Source organism: Microbacterium sp. Z12_35 (assembly GCF_058310475.1).
Map to the genome: position 1 here is coordinate 1,510,623 of NZ_JBZEGJ010000001.1, position 14,317 is coordinate 1,524,939.

13 protein-coding genes are annotated in these 14,317 nt (G+C 68.0%); 4 read left to right on the forward strand and 9 right to left on the reverse strand.

Features of this window, described 5'->3' with window-relative positions; translation table 11 throughout:
* Positions 1 to 2: 2 nt before the first annotated feature.
* Genes AC4FS1_RS07480 through glf form a run of 7 tightly spaced genes read right to left on the reverse strand, consistent with a single transcriptional unit; the run spans position 3 to position 6,768 of the window.
* Positions 3 to 1,190, reverse strand: coding sequence for a DegT/DnrJ/EryC1/StrS family aminotransferase (locus AC4FS1_RS07480; RefSeq protein WP_491153820.1), 1,188 nt, complete (start codon positions 1,188 to 1,190; stop codon positions 3 to 5).
* The gene (locus AC4FS1_RS07485; RefSeq protein ID WP_491153822.1) at positions 1,187 to 2,125 is read right to left on the reverse strand and encodes an NAD-dependent epimerase/dehydratase family protein; all 939 of its coding nucleotides are present in this window, start codon (positions 2,123 to 2,125) and stop codon (positions 1,187 to 1,189) included. The genes AC4FS1_RS07480 and AC4FS1_RS07485 overlap by 4 nt, the downstream gene beginning before the upstream one ends.
* Before the next feature lie 6 nt (positions 2,126 to 2,131).
* Entirely contained in the window at positions 2,132 to 3,157 is a 1,026-nt protein-coding gene (gene gmd, locus AC4FS1_RS07490) for a GDP-mannose 4,6-dehydratase (protein WP_491153824.1), read from the reverse strand.
* Between the two features lie 59 nt (positions 3,158 to 3,216).
* A complete protein-coding gene (locus AC4FS1_RS07495; protein ID WP_491153826.1) occupies positions 3,217 to 4,455 on the reverse strand; it encodes a hypothetical protein in 1,239 nt (412 codons plus the stop codon).
* Positions 4,439 to 4,876, reverse strand: coding sequence for a DUF2304 domain-containing protein (locus AC4FS1_RS07500; RefSeq protein ID WP_491153828.1), 438 nt, complete (start codon positions 4,874 to 4,876; stop codon positions 4,439 to 4,441). The genes AC4FS1_RS07495 and AC4FS1_RS07500 overlap by 17 nt, the downstream gene beginning before the upstream one ends.
* Positions 4,873 to 5,601, reverse strand: a complete 729-nt coding sequence (locus AC4FS1_RS07505) for a glycosyltransferase family 2 protein (RefSeq protein WP_491153830.1) — start codon at positions 5,599 to 5,601, stop codon at positions 4,873 to 4,875. The genes AC4FS1_RS07500 and AC4FS1_RS07505 overlap by 4 nt, the downstream gene beginning before the upstream one ends.
* 30 nt (positions 5,602 to 5,631) lie before the next feature.
* Entirely contained in the window at positions 5,632 to 6,768 is a 1,137-nt protein-coding gene (gene glf / locus AC4FS1_RS07510) for a UDP-galactopyranose mutase (protein ID WP_491153832.1), read from the reverse strand.
* Between the two features lie 371 nt (positions 6,769 to 7,139).
* Between glf and AC4FS1_RS07515 the strand changes: the two genes are divergently transcribed.
* A complete protein-coding gene (locus tag AC4FS1_RS07515; protein ID WP_491155671.1) occupies positions 7,140 to 8,570 on the forward strand; it encodes a DUF2142 domain-containing protein in 1,431 nt (476 codons plus the stop codon).
* Between the two features lie 9 nt (positions 8,571 to 8,579).
* On the opposite strand, the gene AC4FS1_RS07520 is transcribed toward AC4FS1_RS07515, so the two are convergent.
* Positions 8,580 to 9,077: a GtrA family protein gene (locus AC4FS1_RS07520; protein ID WP_491153834.1), complete on the reverse strand. Its 498-nt coding sequence runs from the start codon at positions 9,075 to 9,077 to the stop codon at positions 8,580 to 8,582.
* Between the two features lie 160 nt (positions 9,078 to 9,237).
* Between AC4FS1_RS07520 and AC4FS1_RS07525 the strand changes: the two genes are divergently transcribed.
* Genes AC4FS1_RS07525 through AC4FS1_RS07535 form a run of 3 tightly spaced genes read left to right on the forward strand, consistent with a single transcriptional unit; the run spans position 9,238 to position 12,037 of the window.
* On the forward strand, positions 9,238 to 10,065 hold the full coding sequence (locus AC4FS1_RS07525) for a glycosyltransferase family 2 protein (RefSeq protein ID WP_491153835.1): 828 nt from the start codon (positions 9,238 to 9,240) through the stop codon (positions 10,063 to 10,065).
* On the forward strand, positions 10,062 to 11,117 hold the full coding sequence (locus AC4FS1_RS07530; protein ID WP_491153837.1) for a glycosyltransferase: 1,056 nt from the start codon (positions 10,062 to 10,064) through the stop codon (positions 11,115 to 11,117). Before AC4FS1_RS07525 ends, AC4FS1_RS07530 begins: the two co-directional genes overlap by 4 nt.
* Entirely contained in the window at positions 11,114 to 12,037 is a 924-nt protein-coding gene (locus AC4FS1_RS07535) for an NAD-dependent epimerase/dehydratase family protein (RefSeq protein WP_491153839.1), read from the forward strand. The genes AC4FS1_RS07530 and AC4FS1_RS07535 overlap by 4 nt, the downstream gene beginning before the upstream one ends.
* On the opposite strand, the gene AC4FS1_RS07540 is transcribed toward AC4FS1_RS07535, so the two are convergent.
* A complete protein-coding gene (locus AC4FS1_RS07540; RefSeq protein ID WP_491153841.1) occupies positions 11,988 to 14,204 on the reverse strand; it encodes a hypothetical protein in 2,217 nt (738 codons plus the stop codon). The two genes, AC4FS1_RS07535 and AC4FS1_RS07540, sit on opposite strands and share 50 nt — an antisense overlap.
* Positions 14,205 to 14,317: the final 113 nt, after the last annotated feature.

A 14,317-nucleotide genomic window follows, 5' to 3' on the forward strand; every position in this document is an offset into this window, starting at 1 on the left:
TATCAGCCCGCGACGACATGTTCGAGCGCATCCGCGATGCGGTCGATCCCCTCGTGGACCGGATAGTGGTGGTTACCCACGAAGAGCCCGTCGACGTGGATCTTGTCAGCGACGGGCAGGGCGTCCGGTACGACGGCATCCAGGTGGGCCATCACAGGATTGCGGGTGAAGTTCCCCGCCACGATGGGGCGTGATTCGATGCCGGCGCGTTCGAACCCGCGCACAACGTCGGTGCGACGTCCGGCGAGAGGACCCTCGAGGATCATGGAGAACCCGAACCAGCTGCTCTGGCCCGTCTCACGCTGCGTGCGCACGCCTTCGACCCCCGCGAGGCGCTGACGGAAGTAGGCGGCGTTGTCGCGGCGGCCCTGGATGAGGTCGGGCACCTTCTTCAGCTGCTCCAAGCCGAGGGCGCCCTCCATCTCGAGCGGGCGGACGTTGTAGCCGGGTAGGACGAAGCGGAACAGGTCGTCCCAGCCATCCCCTGTCTTGTCGTGCACATGGTTGATCACGGGGAGATCGCGCGTCCACCCGTGGGAGCGGAGCGAGATCATCTCCTGATAGAGCTGCTCGTCATCGGTGAGGATGATGCCGCCCTCCATCGTCGCGATGTGGTGGGAGAAGAAGGAACTGAACGTCCCCGCCAATCCCGCGGTGCCGGCGTTGATGCCGTCGCTGCTGGCGCCCAGCGACTCGCAGTTGTCCTCGAGGAGGATCAGGCCGTGGCGATCGGCGATCGCGCGTAACCGGGTGAAGTCGTTGGGGTTGCCCAACAGGTTCACCGCGAAGATGGCCTTCGTCGCGGGCGTGATGGCGGCCTCGACGAGGTCGAGATCGATGTTGAGCGTTTCCAGGTCGACGTCCACGAACCGTGGACGCAGGCCGTACTGCGTCAACGGGTAATACGTCGTCGGCCACGATACGGCCGGAACGATGACCTCGTCGCCTCGGCTGAGATCGAGACGCGGGTCCAGTACCGCCGCGGCGACGGCAATGAGGTTGGCGGAGGACCCGGAGTTCACCATGACCCCGTAGGCCGAGCCGAAGTGGGCGGCGAAGGCGGCCTCGAACTCCTTCACGAGCGGTCCCATCGTGAAGCGACCGCTGTCGATGACCCGCTGAAGCGCGGCGTACTCCGCCTCGTCCCAGGTGGTGGTGGCCAGAGGATAGCCGGGGGTGGCATCGGTCATGACGGTTCTCCGTTCGCGGATCGGTCGAGGAACGCCTGGTAGCACGCGATGACACCGTCTTTCAACGCTGTGCTGGCGGACCAGCCGTGGGCGCGGGCGAGGGATGAGTCGATGAGGCGACGTGCGACGCCGCTGGGCTTGGTCGGGTCGAACCGCAGGCGGCCCCCGAAACCGACGATCTCCGCTGCCACCTCGTAGTACTCGCTGATGGTGTGGTCGATGCCGGCACCGACGTTCATCGCCATGGGCCATCGCGCGATCGAGTCCAGTTCGCGCACGAGCCACCCCGCAAGGTCGGGGGCGAACGTGAACTCGCGGCGCGCCGTCCCGTCGCCCCACACCTCCACCTCGTCGCTTCCCGACGCCTTCGCGCGGTGGGTCTTCAGCAGAGTGGACGCGATCAGGTGGGCGCGCGCGGGATCGAAGGAGTCGCGCGGTCCGTAGAGGTTGGAGGGAAGGATGGCACGGTACGCGTGACCGGTCTCGCGCGCGGCATAGCCCACCGCCGTCAGGCCGGTGAGTTTTGCCAGCCCATACGGCTCGTTCGCCGATTCGAGCGGCCCGCCGAACAGCGCACTCTCCGGAATGGGGTTGGCGGCTTCGCTCGGGTAGGCCGCCGCGCTCGCGGTGTACAGGTAGGACTCCACGCCCGTCGTCACCACGGCCTCGAGGACGTTCGCGTCGATCCGCACGTTCTCCATCAAGTAGGGCAGCGGACGCGCGAGCTTGTCACCGATGCCTCCGACGAACGCAGCGGTATGGATCACCACGTCGGGGGCGGAGGCATCGATCGCCGTCCGGGTCTCCCGCAGATCGCGCAGGTCCGCGTCGCGGCGCGCCAGGACGACGAGCTCGTCGTCAGGACGGAGCGACCGCCATGCGGCGGCGACGCTCGATGCGAGCATGCCGCCGCCACCGGTGAGCAGCGCGCGCACGTGGAATCAGCTCTGGACTTCGTCGACGAAGTGGCGACCCTCGATTTCGAGCGCGGCGATGTCCGCGTCGACCATGATCTGTGCCAGGCGTGGCGTGTGCACCTTCGGCTCCCAGTCCAGCCGCTCCTTGGCCTTGCCGTAGTCGCCGATCAGGGCGTCGACCTCGGTCGGGCGCAGGTAGCGCTCGTCGAAACGGACGTACTTCTCCCAATCCAGCCCGACGTGCTCGAAGGAGAACCGCAGGAAGTCCTTCACCGTGTATGCCGTGTTCGTCGCCAGGACGTAATCGGTGGGCGCGTCGTGCTGGAGCATTCGCCACATCCCCTCGACGTACTCGGGCGCATAGCCCCAGTCCCGAACGGCGTCGAGATTTCCCAGGAACAGCTCGGACTGGAGGCCTGCTTTGATGCGTGCGACTGCACGCGTGATCTTGCGGGTGACGAAGGTTCCGCCGCGGCGCGGAGACTCGTGGTTGAACAGGATGCCGTTCACGGCGAAGAGGCCGTACGCCTCCCGGTAGTTCCTCGTGATCCAGTAGGAGTAGACCTTGGCGACACCGTACGGCGATCGCGGGTAGAAGGGGGTCTCCTCGTTCTGCGGCGGCGGCGTGGCACCGAACATCTCGGAGCTGGAGGCCTGGTAGAAGCGAGTATCGATGTCGGCCGCGCGGATGGCCTCGAGAAGCCGGATGCTGCCCAGTCCGGTGGTGTCGGCGGTGTACTCCGGCTCGTCGAAACTCACCCGCACGTGCGACTGCGCGGCCAGGTTGTAGACCTCGTGCGGTCGGATCTCGTTGAGGAGGGTCACCAGCCGGGACCCGTCGGAGAGATCGGCGAAGTGGAGGAACAGCCGGTGGTCCGCCGCCTGGGCGGGCTGATAGATGTGATCGATCCGCTGGGTGTTGAACGAGGAGGATCGTCGGATGAGGCCGTGGACCTCGTAACCCTTCGAAAGGAGCAACTCCGCGAGGTAGCTGCCGTCCTGACCCGTGATCCCGGTGATCAGGGCACGCCTCGGGGCAGTCGTCGTCATGGGGGGTATGACCTCCTGATGGGGTTGCCGACGAGAGCACCTCGCAGCATCCGCTAAGTCTATCGAACCGCGCTCGCCGCGCCGCTCCGGGAGAAGAGCCCACCCGCGTGGACCACCAGCCCGAGTGCGGGAGCGACGGTGAGAGCCGTGAGCACCCGGGCGACCGTCTCCCCCGGTATCAGCAGCACCACGATGGTCGCTGCTGCTGCCACCCCCCATCCCCCGACGTGGACGGCGTGACGGCCCTGGCTCAGCAGCGCCGGCCCCGTCAGGCACAGCAGGCCCACCAGCCCGGCACTGACGACGACGACCGCCGCGGTCAGCGGACCCACGTGGTATCGGCCCGCGGAGAGGACCTCGAGCAACGACGGCCCCCACAGCGCGGCGGCCACGGTTATCAGCGCCGTGGCGGCCGCCACGACCCCGGCGTAGGCGAGGACCCGCACCGCCACCGTGCTGCGCCGGCGAAAGTCGACGATGAGGTAGCTCTGCAGCGCCATGATAGGGACGATCAGGGGCGCTCTCGACACGGTGATGCTCAGCACCAGTCCCGCCAGCACGGACGGATCGGCCTGCGGGATCAGGGCGCGCAGGAGTAGAGGCAGTCCGGTCACCATGACGCCAGTGGCGGCTGCGGCGCCAACCGTCCCCACGACGTTGGAGGTGAGCCGCGACGCTTTGACATCCAGGGCGAAGCGTCCGATAACACGGGATCGCACGGCCAGCCACACCAGCCCGAAGGCCAGGCCGAAAGGAACCGCGACGAGCATCGCGAGCATTCCCGCGGAGGCATCTAGGAGCAGCCCCACCGAGACTCCTGCCGCACGCAGCAACGCGTCCAGCGTCATTAACGCGGCGATCGCCCGCCACTCGGACAGACCGTAGAGCACCCCGGCCAGAACGGCGGTGGCCAGGTAACCAACGAGGCCGACGGCGAAAGCGACCGTCATGATGGTCGGATCGGCGGCGAAGGCGACCTGCCCGAAGGCCGCACCGCCGGCGACGGCCACCACGGCCAGGACCGCGGCTGCGATGAGAGTGAAGTTCCGCAGAGTCGCACTCGGCGGCGGATCGGTCGCCGGGTGCGTCGCCCGCGTCACCTCTTGCTGCACACCCCCCACTGCGGAGACGAACAGGTAGATCGTGCTCCAGAAGACACTGAAGGCGAGATAGTCCTCGGCGTCGTCCAGCAGACCGGGTGCCAGGAGCTGGATGAGGTAGCCGCACGCCCCGGCGACGCCCGTGGCCGCGAGGATGTAGATCAGTCCTCGCGAGCGGCGTTCAGCCGGTTCGCTCATCGCCGCCCGGTTCGCGATCGTCCGCCGATTCACGACCATCGGCCACGGCCGGTTCCCTGCCTCCCGCCCCCTGGGGGCCGCCGAGCTGCTGAAGGCGCGCCACGTCCCCGCGCAGGATCGCGACCTCCTCGGCGACGCGCCGCGTCTCCTCCTCCAGGGTAGACAGCTCCCAGGACAGGTGCAGCGACACCCCGACCAGCAGCGCCAGGACGAGCGCGAACAGCAGGTTGGAGGGCACAGCGACGCCGAGCAGGCCGGCCAGCCACCCCAGCGTTCCCGGGAAAGCGGCCAGGATCAGGAACAGCAACCCGATGAGCAGCCACATGACCGCGTACTTCTCACGTAGCCGGCGGCGAAGCAGCAACGACAGGATGATGATGAGGACCACCAGTGCGAAGGCGATGCCGATGAGTGCGATCATGCGCGAAGCCTCCCGCGGATAACGCCACGCATGAGCGCGAGGCCGAGTGCGAACACCGATCGCAGGAGATACACCGTCGCACCCAGGGGGTTCTGACTGGGCACGCCGTGCGCACGGGGCCTCATCGCGACGGGGACCTGCGTCACGGTCAGCCCACGGTGGATGGCCTCGACGAGGGAGTCGATAGTGTCGCCGAGGTACTCGGCGGGGTAATAGCGCACATACTGCGCGATGGCGCGCGAGTTCGCCGCACGGAATCCGCTGGTGACGTCGGTCAGACGGCTCCGAGCCACGCCGGAGACGACCTTGGCAAGGAACACCATCGCCCAGCGCCGGGGGCCACGCACGGCGTAGTCGCCGACATCGGCGAAGCGAGCACCGATCGAGATATCGGCGTGTTCCAGTCCTGCGAGCACGCGGGCGATGTCCGCGGGGTTGTGCTGACCGTCGGCGTCGACCTGGATCGCCCGCCGGTACCCATAACGATGCGCATAGGTGAAGCCGGTCTTCATCGCGCCACCGACCCCGAGGTTGAACGGAAGCGCGAGGACGAGCGCACCCGCTTCCCTGGCCACCTCCGCGGTGCCGTCCGTCGAGCCGTCGTCGATGACGACGACGTCGTATGACGGGTCCGACGCGCGGATCTCGGTGACGGTCTGAGCGACGGCTCCCGCCTCGTTCCAGGCCGGCACGATCACGAGGACGCGCTCATTCACTGCCTGCATCGACCTCTCCCCTTATCGCACGACGGGCGATCATGCGAGCTTGTTGTTCCACATGGACAGGGCCGAGCCGATTGCCATGTGCATGTCGAGGTACTGGTACGTACCCAGTCGGCCTCCGAACTGCACGTCTTTCTCGCCGCCAGCGAGCTGTCGGTAGGACATCAGGCGCGCACGGTCCTCCGGTGTGTTGACGGGGTAGTACGGCTCGTCCGTCCGGGACGCGAAGCGCGAGAACTCACGCATGATGACAGTCATGTCCTCGGGGTAGCGGTCAGAGCGCTCCGGGTGGAAGTGCTTGAACTCGTGGATGCGGGTGTACGGCACGTCCGCATCCGCATAGTTCATCACCGATGTTCCCTGGAAGTCGCCGACGTGCAGGACCTCCTTCTCGAAGTCCAGCGTGCGCCACCCGAGGGCGCCTTCAGCGTAATCGAAGTACCTGTCTACAGGACCGGTGTACACGACTGGGACCTGGCCGACGGTAGCCCGCTTGTTGAGCGCCTGGGATTCGTCGAAGAAGTCGGTGTCCAGCACGACCTCGATGTTGGGGTGATCCGCCATCCGCTCCAGCCACGCGGTGTAGCCATCGGCGGGCAGACCCTCCCATGTGTCATTGAAGTAGCGGTTGTCGTACGTGTAGCGCACCGGAAGCCGGCTGATCACCTCCGCCGGCAGGTTCACCGGGTCGGTCTGCCACTGTTTCGCGGTGTAGTCCCGGATGAACGCCTCGTAAAGCGGACGACCGATGAGGCCGATCGCGCGCTCCTCCAGGTTGCGAGCCTGCTTCGGGTCGTACTCGACTGCGAGCTGCTGGATCAGCGCGCGCGCATGGTCCGGCGCGTGCGCGGCACGGAAGTATTGATTGATGGTGCCGAGGTTGATGGGGAGCGGGTACACCTCCCCACGATGAGTCGTATATACCCGGTGGACGTAGTCCGTGAACGACGTGAACCGGTTGACGTACTCCCACACCGTGGGGTTCGACGTGTGGAAGAGGTGCGCACCGTACCGGTGGACTTCGATCCCGGTCTGCGGCTCGTCCTCACTGTAGGCGTTGCCGCCGATGTGAGACCGCCGATCGATCACCGTCACCTTACGACCGGTGGCCGCGGCGCGTTCGGCGATCGTGAGGCCGAAGAAGCCCGAGCCCACAATGAGGAGGTCCATCCACTTCGCTTTCTTCCTAGGCACCGCGCGGGAACGCGACACGGCTGCGCGGGTCGTCCGCTGCGGCGCTCAACAGCCTATCGGCGGCGCGCACGCGAACCTGGAAGCGCTCCAGGAGACGCGGCGAACCGGCGACCTGGGAGTGGCGACCGTCACATCGCGCGTTCGCGCGCCGCCGCGGCTTGGACACCAGCGCGCATTAGTGTTGCGGGGTGTTCTCCGTTCGTCGTGCGGCAGCTCGTACGCTCCGTGCCGAGCCGACGCCCGGTGGCCCAGCCGCTTCTACGCCCGCGCCCCGTGCCGGGCCGGCCGCCGACGGGAGGCGAGGCCGCGGGGCACGTTTGCCGCTCGCGATCCTCGCGCCCCTGCTGGTGTTCGTCTCCCTCGCGGCATGGGCATTGTCTTCCCCTGTGGGGTCGAGCCCAGACGATGACTTCCATCTCCCAAGCATCTGGTGCGGCCTGGGCGAGCGGCCTGGGTTGTGCGAACCCTCGGGCGACCCCGCCACACGCCGCGTCCCCGCGCCCCTCGTCGGCGAACCGTGTTACGCGCGAGACGGGGCGGAATCCGGGGCGTGCTGGGAAGGGGACGCGGACGGCCTCGTCGAAACGGACCGGGTCAATGTCGGCCCCCTCTACCCGCCGCTTTTCTACGGTGCGATGTCGGTGTTCGCCGGCTCCGACGTTGTCCTGTCCGTCCTGGCGATGCGGCTGTTCAATGCCGCGCTGTTCACCGGGCTCATGACCGCGACCGCCTTCGCCCTGCCCTCGGCTCTCCGGCGGCTGGCGGTGGTGCCTTTGGTCGTCACGATGGTGCCGCTGGGGATGTTCATCGTCCCCTCCACGAACGCGAGCTCATGGGCCTTGATGTCGGCAGCCGTGCTGTGGGTGTCGCTCTACGCAGCCACCCTCGTGGAGGGAAGGCGACGTCGGCTCCTCCTGGGTCTGGCAGTCGTCGCGGGGATCCTGGGCGCGGGGGCGCGCGCCGACGCAGCTGCGTTCGCAGTCTTCGCCGTGCTGGTGGCCTCGGTCCTGGGCGCGCGCCGTGATGCGCGCCTCCTTCCGGTCCTGGGCGCGGGGATCGCCGTGGTCGCCATCAGCGTCGGTTTCTACCTCTCGGCAGGTCAGTCCAAGGCGGTGCGAGACGGTCTGTCGACCACCGGCCCGCCGCTGACGGCCTGGCAGCACGTGGAGAATCTCCTCGGCATCCCCGACCTGTGGGTGGGCATCTTCGGCGGCTGGGGATTGGGATGGTTCGACACACCACTCCCGGCTGCGGTGGGGGTCCTGGGCTTCGCGGTGATGGCGATGACGATCTCGGTCGGCCTGCGGAGCCTCACACCGCGTAAGAGCGTCGCGGCCGTTGCGGCGTTCGCCGCCTTCTGGCTGGTTCCGTTCGCCCTGCTCTGGCAGTCCCGCGCGCTCGTCGGTACGCAGGTCCAGCCGAGGTACATCCTCCCGCTAGCGGTCATCCTCGTCGGCGTGGCTCTGTGGAGCACCCGCGCGGGGGTCGCACCCGCTCTGCCGACCGGCCTCGTGGTTACCGGGACGGCGTTCTTGGCGTTCACGAATGCCGTCGCACTTCACGTACAGATCAATCGCTACGCGACGGGCCTCGACGCCCGCACCGCGGTACTCGGTGACGGTGCGGAGTGGTGGTGGGAAACGTGGGTGCCCGCGTGGGCGGTGTGGATCATCGGCGCGGTCGCCCTCGCCGGCGCGCTGGCGGTTCTGTACACGCAATACCGGTCTGTCCAGCCCGGGAGACGTGCCGCGACCGCGGCTGTCGATCCTGGAACCTGACAGGAGCCGCTACCGCTCCGTTTCGGCGTCCGTGCCGGCATCAGGAATCTCCTCGACGGCGACCATGCCGGCGGGCGCCGCTCCCGCCTTCCGGAAGGAGAACGTCTTGTGGAGGACATACGTGGCCGCGACGAGCACCACGGTCACCACGAGCTGGCTGATCAGCTTCTCCACGGCACCGTCGAAGCCCAGCACTGTCACCGAGAACCAGCTGAGCGCGAGGTTCGCGAGGAAGGAACCGAACGTCACCGAAGTGAACCGCAACAGCTCGCGCACCGGGTGGCCGGTTCCGCGGAACACGAAGCGACGCTGCAGCGCGAACGACGTGAGGTTGGAGACCAGCCAGCTGAAGGTGATCGCGATCGCGTAGTCGCCGGGAACGGCTGCGGCATGCAGCATGAGCAGCGCGATGGTGAACAGTCCGTAGGAGAAGGCGGTATTGAGTCCGCCGAAGACGAGGTACCTCACCTCCGGCCGGCGGGAGGCCTCCCGGACAAGGCGTCGCATCACGCAAAGATACACTCCGGATTCCCCCGCTCCGGCGCGCTCAGGCAACGCTCTGAGCACCTCCGGTAAAGTCGATTGCTGACCGTCCGCGGCCATCGGCAGCCCCAACGGCGCCAGAGTACGCCGTCAACCGGAGCCGCGCGGAAGGAGCCCCCGCATCGTGTCCGTTCCCCTGCTGAGCGTGGTCGTGCCCGCGTACAATAACGGCCGCACGCTTGCCGAGACGCTGCGTTCGGTGCTTGATCAGGATGTGGACCTCGAGCTTCTCGTCGCCGACCACGCCTCCTCCGACAACACCACGGCCGTCATGGCCGAGTTCGGCGGCGACCCGCGGGTGATCCTCCTGGACACGGCCGCCGGCGGTGGCGCTGGGCGCAACTGGAACCACGTGAGTGCAGCCGCGTCGGGCGAATACCTCAAGCTGCTGTGCGGCGACGATCTGCTTCGACCCGGCGTGCTCGCACGTCAACTCGACATCCTCCGCACGACCGGGGCAGTTCTCACCGCCTCCCGCCGCGACATCGTTGACGCTTCCGGTCGCACCGTCATGGCCGGTTGGGGCCTGCGCGGCCTGCCGGAGCCGATGACGGGTGCTGCGGCCGTGCGCTTGGCCGTGCGGGCCGGATCGAACGTGTTCGGCGAGCCGGCGGCCGTGATGATGCGCCGCACCCGCCTCGCCGAAGTCGGCGGCTGGTTCGACCGATTCCCCTACCTCATCGATCAGGCCACGTACTCGCGCGTTCTGATGCGCGGCGACTTCGCGCCCGACCCGGAGGTGGGGGCGGCCTTCCGCATGAGTGACAGCCAATGGAGCGTCGCACTGGTGCGCGAGCAGTCGGGGCAGGCCCGGGCGTTCCACGCCTGGCTGCGGGGGGAGCATCCCGATGTCGTGTCCGCCGCCGACGTGCGTGTCGGCGATCTGCGAGCCGCCGCCATGGCCCGCGCGCGGCGCCTGTCATACCGTCTGCTCAAGAGGAGGATGACATGACCGAACTCGAGTCCTACGTCCACCGCATCAGCGTCGTGATCCCGGTCTACCAGGGCGCGCGGACGCTGGACGGCGTCATCGACGAGCTCCGGCCGCTCGTGATGGGGTTCACCACCGATGCCGGGCACTCCGCGCGGGTCGACGAAGTCGTCCTCGCCTACGACCGCGGCCCGGACGACTCGGCGGGCGTCATCCGCCGACTGGCTGACTCCCTACCGTGGATCAAGCCGGTGTGGCTCAGCCGCAACTTCGGCCAGCATGCCGCCACCCTCGCGGGGATGGCGAGTTCCGGCGGCGAATGGATCGTGACGATGGACGAGGACGGTCAGCACGACCCTGCGGCCATCGGCACGCTCCTGGACTCGGCGCTGGTGCAGCGCGCCGACCTCGTGTACGCCGACCCCGTGAACCGCGCGCCGCACGGGTTCGTCCGCAACACCGCATCCAAGACCTCCAAGCGCCTGCTTGAATCGGTGCTCGGCGGCGGGCGGGCCTCGCACTTCCACAGCTTCCGCCTGGTGCTCGGCGAGATCGGCCGCAGTGTCGCCGCGTACGCTGGCACCGGCGTGTACCTCGATGTCGCCCTCTCGTGGGTCGCGGCCCGCGTCACCACGGCTCCGGTCGCCCTGCGCGCCGAGGGTGACCGGCCCTCCGGATACTCGTACCGTCGTCTCTTCGGCCACTTCTGGCGCATGGTCCTGACCTCGGGCACCCGGGGGCTGCGCGTGGTCACCGCTACCGGAGTCCTCTTCTTCATCGGCGGTATCGTCTTCGCCCTGTATTTGATCATCGCCCGGTTGGTCTCTGGCGACATCCCCGAGGGATGGACGTCTCAGATGGTGCTCACCGCGGTCGGGACCGGCGTGATCCTCGTCTCCCTCGGCATCATCGCCGAATACCTCGGAGTGACCGTCAGCACCGCGCTCGGCAAGCCGGCCTACCTGATCGTGCGCGACCCGATGAGCGGACCGCTCGGCCACACCCAACCCTCGCCGCCGCCCGGCGGTCTGGCCACCACGGAGCCGGCGATTCCCGGTTCCGACGGCGAATGACCGCAACGGCGCGCTGGATCATCGGGCAGGGCTTGCTCGGCCGCGCCGTCGCCCGTGTGCGCGGCGACGAGGCATTCACCGTCCCCATCCCGTGGGACGATCCCGACGCGTCGGTCGGCGCTGCCCGCGCGGCGCTGGCGGAGTTCACCGAACATGACGGAGGTCTGGAGATCTACTGGTGCGCGGGTCGTGGGGTCACCTCGACCCCGGCGGACGTCCTCGCGGTCGAAGTGGACGTCTTCGAACGCATCCTCGCGCTCGTGCTCGAACTCCCCGACGATGTTCGCTCCCGACTTTCCTTCTTCCTGGCGTCATCGGTGGGCGCGGCTTACGCGGGCTCTGGGCCCGCACCGTACGCCGAGTCCACTCGCCCCGTGCCGGTCTCGCCCTACGGAGAAGCGAAGCTGCGCATGGAAGTCGCGCTCGAGACGGCGACGGCCACTGGCGGATGGCGTTCCTTCGTCGCACGCATCACGAATATCTACGGCGCCGGACAGGACCTCACGAAGGCGCAGGGGCTCATCTCTGCGCTGGTGCGCGGCCACCTCAGCGGACAGCCCATCTCGGTGTACGTCCCGCTGGACACGCTCCGCGACTACATCTACGAAGACGACTGCGCCGCAGTGATCGATGCCGGGATGCGACGCGTCGCCCATGAACCACGCGGAACCACTGTGATGAAGATCGTCGGGACGATGAGGGCGGTCTCGATCGGTGCGCTGCTGTCAGAATTGACGCGCCTGCGACGCAAACGCGGCCCCATCATACTGGGAGGCGGCGACGCCCGCGGGCAGGCCCAGGATCTGCGCGTGCGTTCTGAGGTGTGGCCCGATCTCGACGGATTCGTCAAGACGACACTTCCCGAAGGGCTCAGCCGCGTGTACCAGGCGCAGCTGACGGGTCGACTGCACCCTCGTTGAGCGCGGCAGCGCGCCGTCGTGCTCGCCAGTGCAGCGACGGCCAGCTGACCAGGATCAGCCCGGCCGCCACCAAGCAGATCACGATCAGGGCGAACCCCGGCGGGCGGAACGTCACCGTCACGACGTCCCCCGGCTCCATCCCGGAGGTGTCCAGCGTGAGGAGCCACCCGCGGACGGGCTCGGTCAGTCGAGCGCGGTCCACCACATACCCCGGATAGTCCAGGCGGCTTAGCGCCACGCGGGGATCGGAGCCCACCGACCCGACGCGGAACGCCAACGACGTCTCGGACTGAGCGAGGACCTCCACCTCGGTCCCCGCCCCCGTCCAGGCAATGCCGCCCGCCGCAGGCACGGCCTCTTCCCGCTCGAAGACCCATGTGTACTCCCCGTCGGTGGCTAGGCGCCACCCGGACGGAGCGGCGGGAAGCTCGTCGACGGTGTCCTTGATCACGACGATCGTGCTCACTCCCATGAGATCCGCCACCGTCCGTCCGGTCTCCGCGTCCCCGCCCCACAGGGTCGTGATCGCGTCCGCACACGTCGAGCCGCGTAGATCCATGCACAGATCCGAGGAGAACGCGGAGTAGGGCAGAACCGTGTAGAGGCTGCTCACCGGCGTGTCGCTGAGGTACCACAGGTTTCCCATGAGGCGCTCGCGGAAGCTGGCTCGGACGCGCCCGTCCGCATAGATGTCGCCGACCACGATGCCGTCGCCCGGCGCCTCACCCAGTACCGAGTTCATCCTCTCCACGCTGTCCGGAACGGCGAACTTCGGAAGAGGGGTGGCCGGGTAGGCCGCCATCTGCGGGGCGACGAGCAGCCCCGTGACCGCGATGGCGCCTCCCGCAGCGAGAACGCTCCTACGGGCGGGACGTCCCAGCCGTTCGCTGCGGGATAGGATGCCTGCCGCAGCGATGGCGGCGGCCTGCAGGAGCGCAACAGCCGCGATGGTCCGGCCGTACGGAGTGTTCGAATAGGTGATCACCGTCGTCGCGGCCAGGATCACGAGGGACCACATAACCGGACGTCGGACAGAACGTCCCGGGAACGCCCTCGTCGCAGTCACGGCGAACAGGACGATGACCGCCAGCGCGAGGTAGGGCATGAACCGGACCGGCCAGCGGAGCGGACCGACATCGCTCGGGCCGATCACTGCGACGAGCGTGACACCGGCCAGCACGAGGAGCGGGATGCAGCGACGCACCAGATCACGCGGCATCGGTAGCACGAACGGCAGAAGCGGAAGCAGCCAGGCGATGTAGACCAGGGGCGCGTCCGTCACCGGTCCCCACCACGAGCCGATGGATGCCGTCGCGGTCGGCGCGCCCACTGCGGCGATGTCGCTGAGATCCGCGCTCAGGAACCAGTTGTTGACGATCTCCATGCTCGCGCGCTCGGTCACGGGCGCGGTCAGTATCCCCGGGAGGTAGACCGCCACCGTAAGCAGGGCCCCCCAGCACGAGGCGAGGAGGGCGCGCAGGACCCGCGGGCGATCTCGTTCGATCAGAGCCCGCGCGAGCGTCTCCACAAGGATGACGACCAGGATCAGGACCCCGAAGACGTATCCGAACGTGATGAGCACGTAACTCGCGACGAGGTAGGCGAGCGGCCCACTTCGCCCGTCCACAGCCCGGCGCAGACCCCACCACACCCACGGCAGCACGGCCGCGTTGAACAAGCCCGTCGCCCAGGACGGAGCATCCATGTACACCGTGAAACCCGCGGCCGGGACGAGGACTGCGGCGAGCGCCGCCCATTCCGCGCCCGCGCCGAAAGAGCGAGCGAGCAGGAATACTCCGGCGGCCATCAACATCAGGAAGAGGATCTTGACGACCGTAACGTGGATCACCGGGTTCTCACTCAGCCGTGCCGTGATCGCGATCGCCCACGTCACCGGGTTCAGCAACCCCCATTGTCCCTCAGCGAAGTAATTGCCGGCCTGCCACGCCTGCGGGTCCAGGATCGGAAGGCGCCCGTGGAGCAGCCGGTCTCCCAGCTGCCACCATTGCCCGAAAGCCCCGACTTGCGTGTCGTCGGCGAAGTAGAAGCGCGGCGTGACGATGAGACGAGTAGTCGCGATGAGCGCGGTCATGGCGATGGCCGCCAATGCCCAGATCGCCCCGGTGCGCTTCGTCCTATCGATCGGGAGAGACTCAGAGGGGGTCAAGATCACGCCAATCGGCAATCAGGGAGAGGGCATTGACATGTTAGCAACGCGCTCCCCCGACCTTCCCCAGCCCCCCATTTGCGGTCGCGCCACGTCTCCACGGCGGGCGCGGA

What these genes read in the sequence shown, in the direction of transcription:
- gmd (WP_491153824.1), bottom strand. Translation starts at nt 3,157, where the DNA reads ATGACGACGACTGCCCCGAGGCGTGCCCTGATCACCGGGATCACGGGT.
- AC4FS1_RS07505 (WP_491153830.1), bottom strand. Translation starts at nt 5,601, where the DNA reads ATGCAGGCAGTGAATGAGCGCGTCCTCGTGATCGTGCCGGCCTGGAAC.
- AC4FS1_RS07480 (WP_491153820.1), bottom strand. Translation starts at nt 1,190, where the DNA reads ATGACCGATGCCACCCCCGGCTATCCTCTGGCCACCACCACCTGGGAC.
- glf (WP_491153832.1), bottom strand. Translation starts at nt 6,768, where the DNA reads ATGGACCTCCTCATTGTGGGCTCGGGCTTCTTCGGCCTCACGATCGCC.
- AC4FS1_RS07500 (WP_491153828.1), bottom strand. Translation starts at nt 4,876, where the DNA reads ATGATCGCACTCATCGGCATCGCCTTCGCACTGGTGGTCCTCATCATC.
- AC4FS1_RS07535 (WP_491153839.1), top strand. Translation starts at nt 11,114, where the DNA reads ATGACCGCAACGGCGCGCTGGATCATCGGGCAGGGCTTGCTCGGCCGC.
- AC4FS1_RS07530 (WP_491153837.1), top strand. Translation starts at nt 10,062, where the DNA reads ATGACCGAACTCGAGTCCTACGTCCACCGCATCAGCGTCGTGATCCCG.
- AC4FS1_RS07495 (WP_491153826.1), bottom strand. Translation starts at nt 4,455, where the DNA reads ATGAGCGAACCGGCTGAACGCCGCTCGCGAGGACTGATCTACATCCTC.
- AC4FS1_RS07520 (WP_491153834.1), bottom strand. Translation starts at nt 9,077, where the DNA reads ATGCGACGCCTTGTCCGGGAGGCCTCCCGCCGGCCGGAGGTGAGGTAC.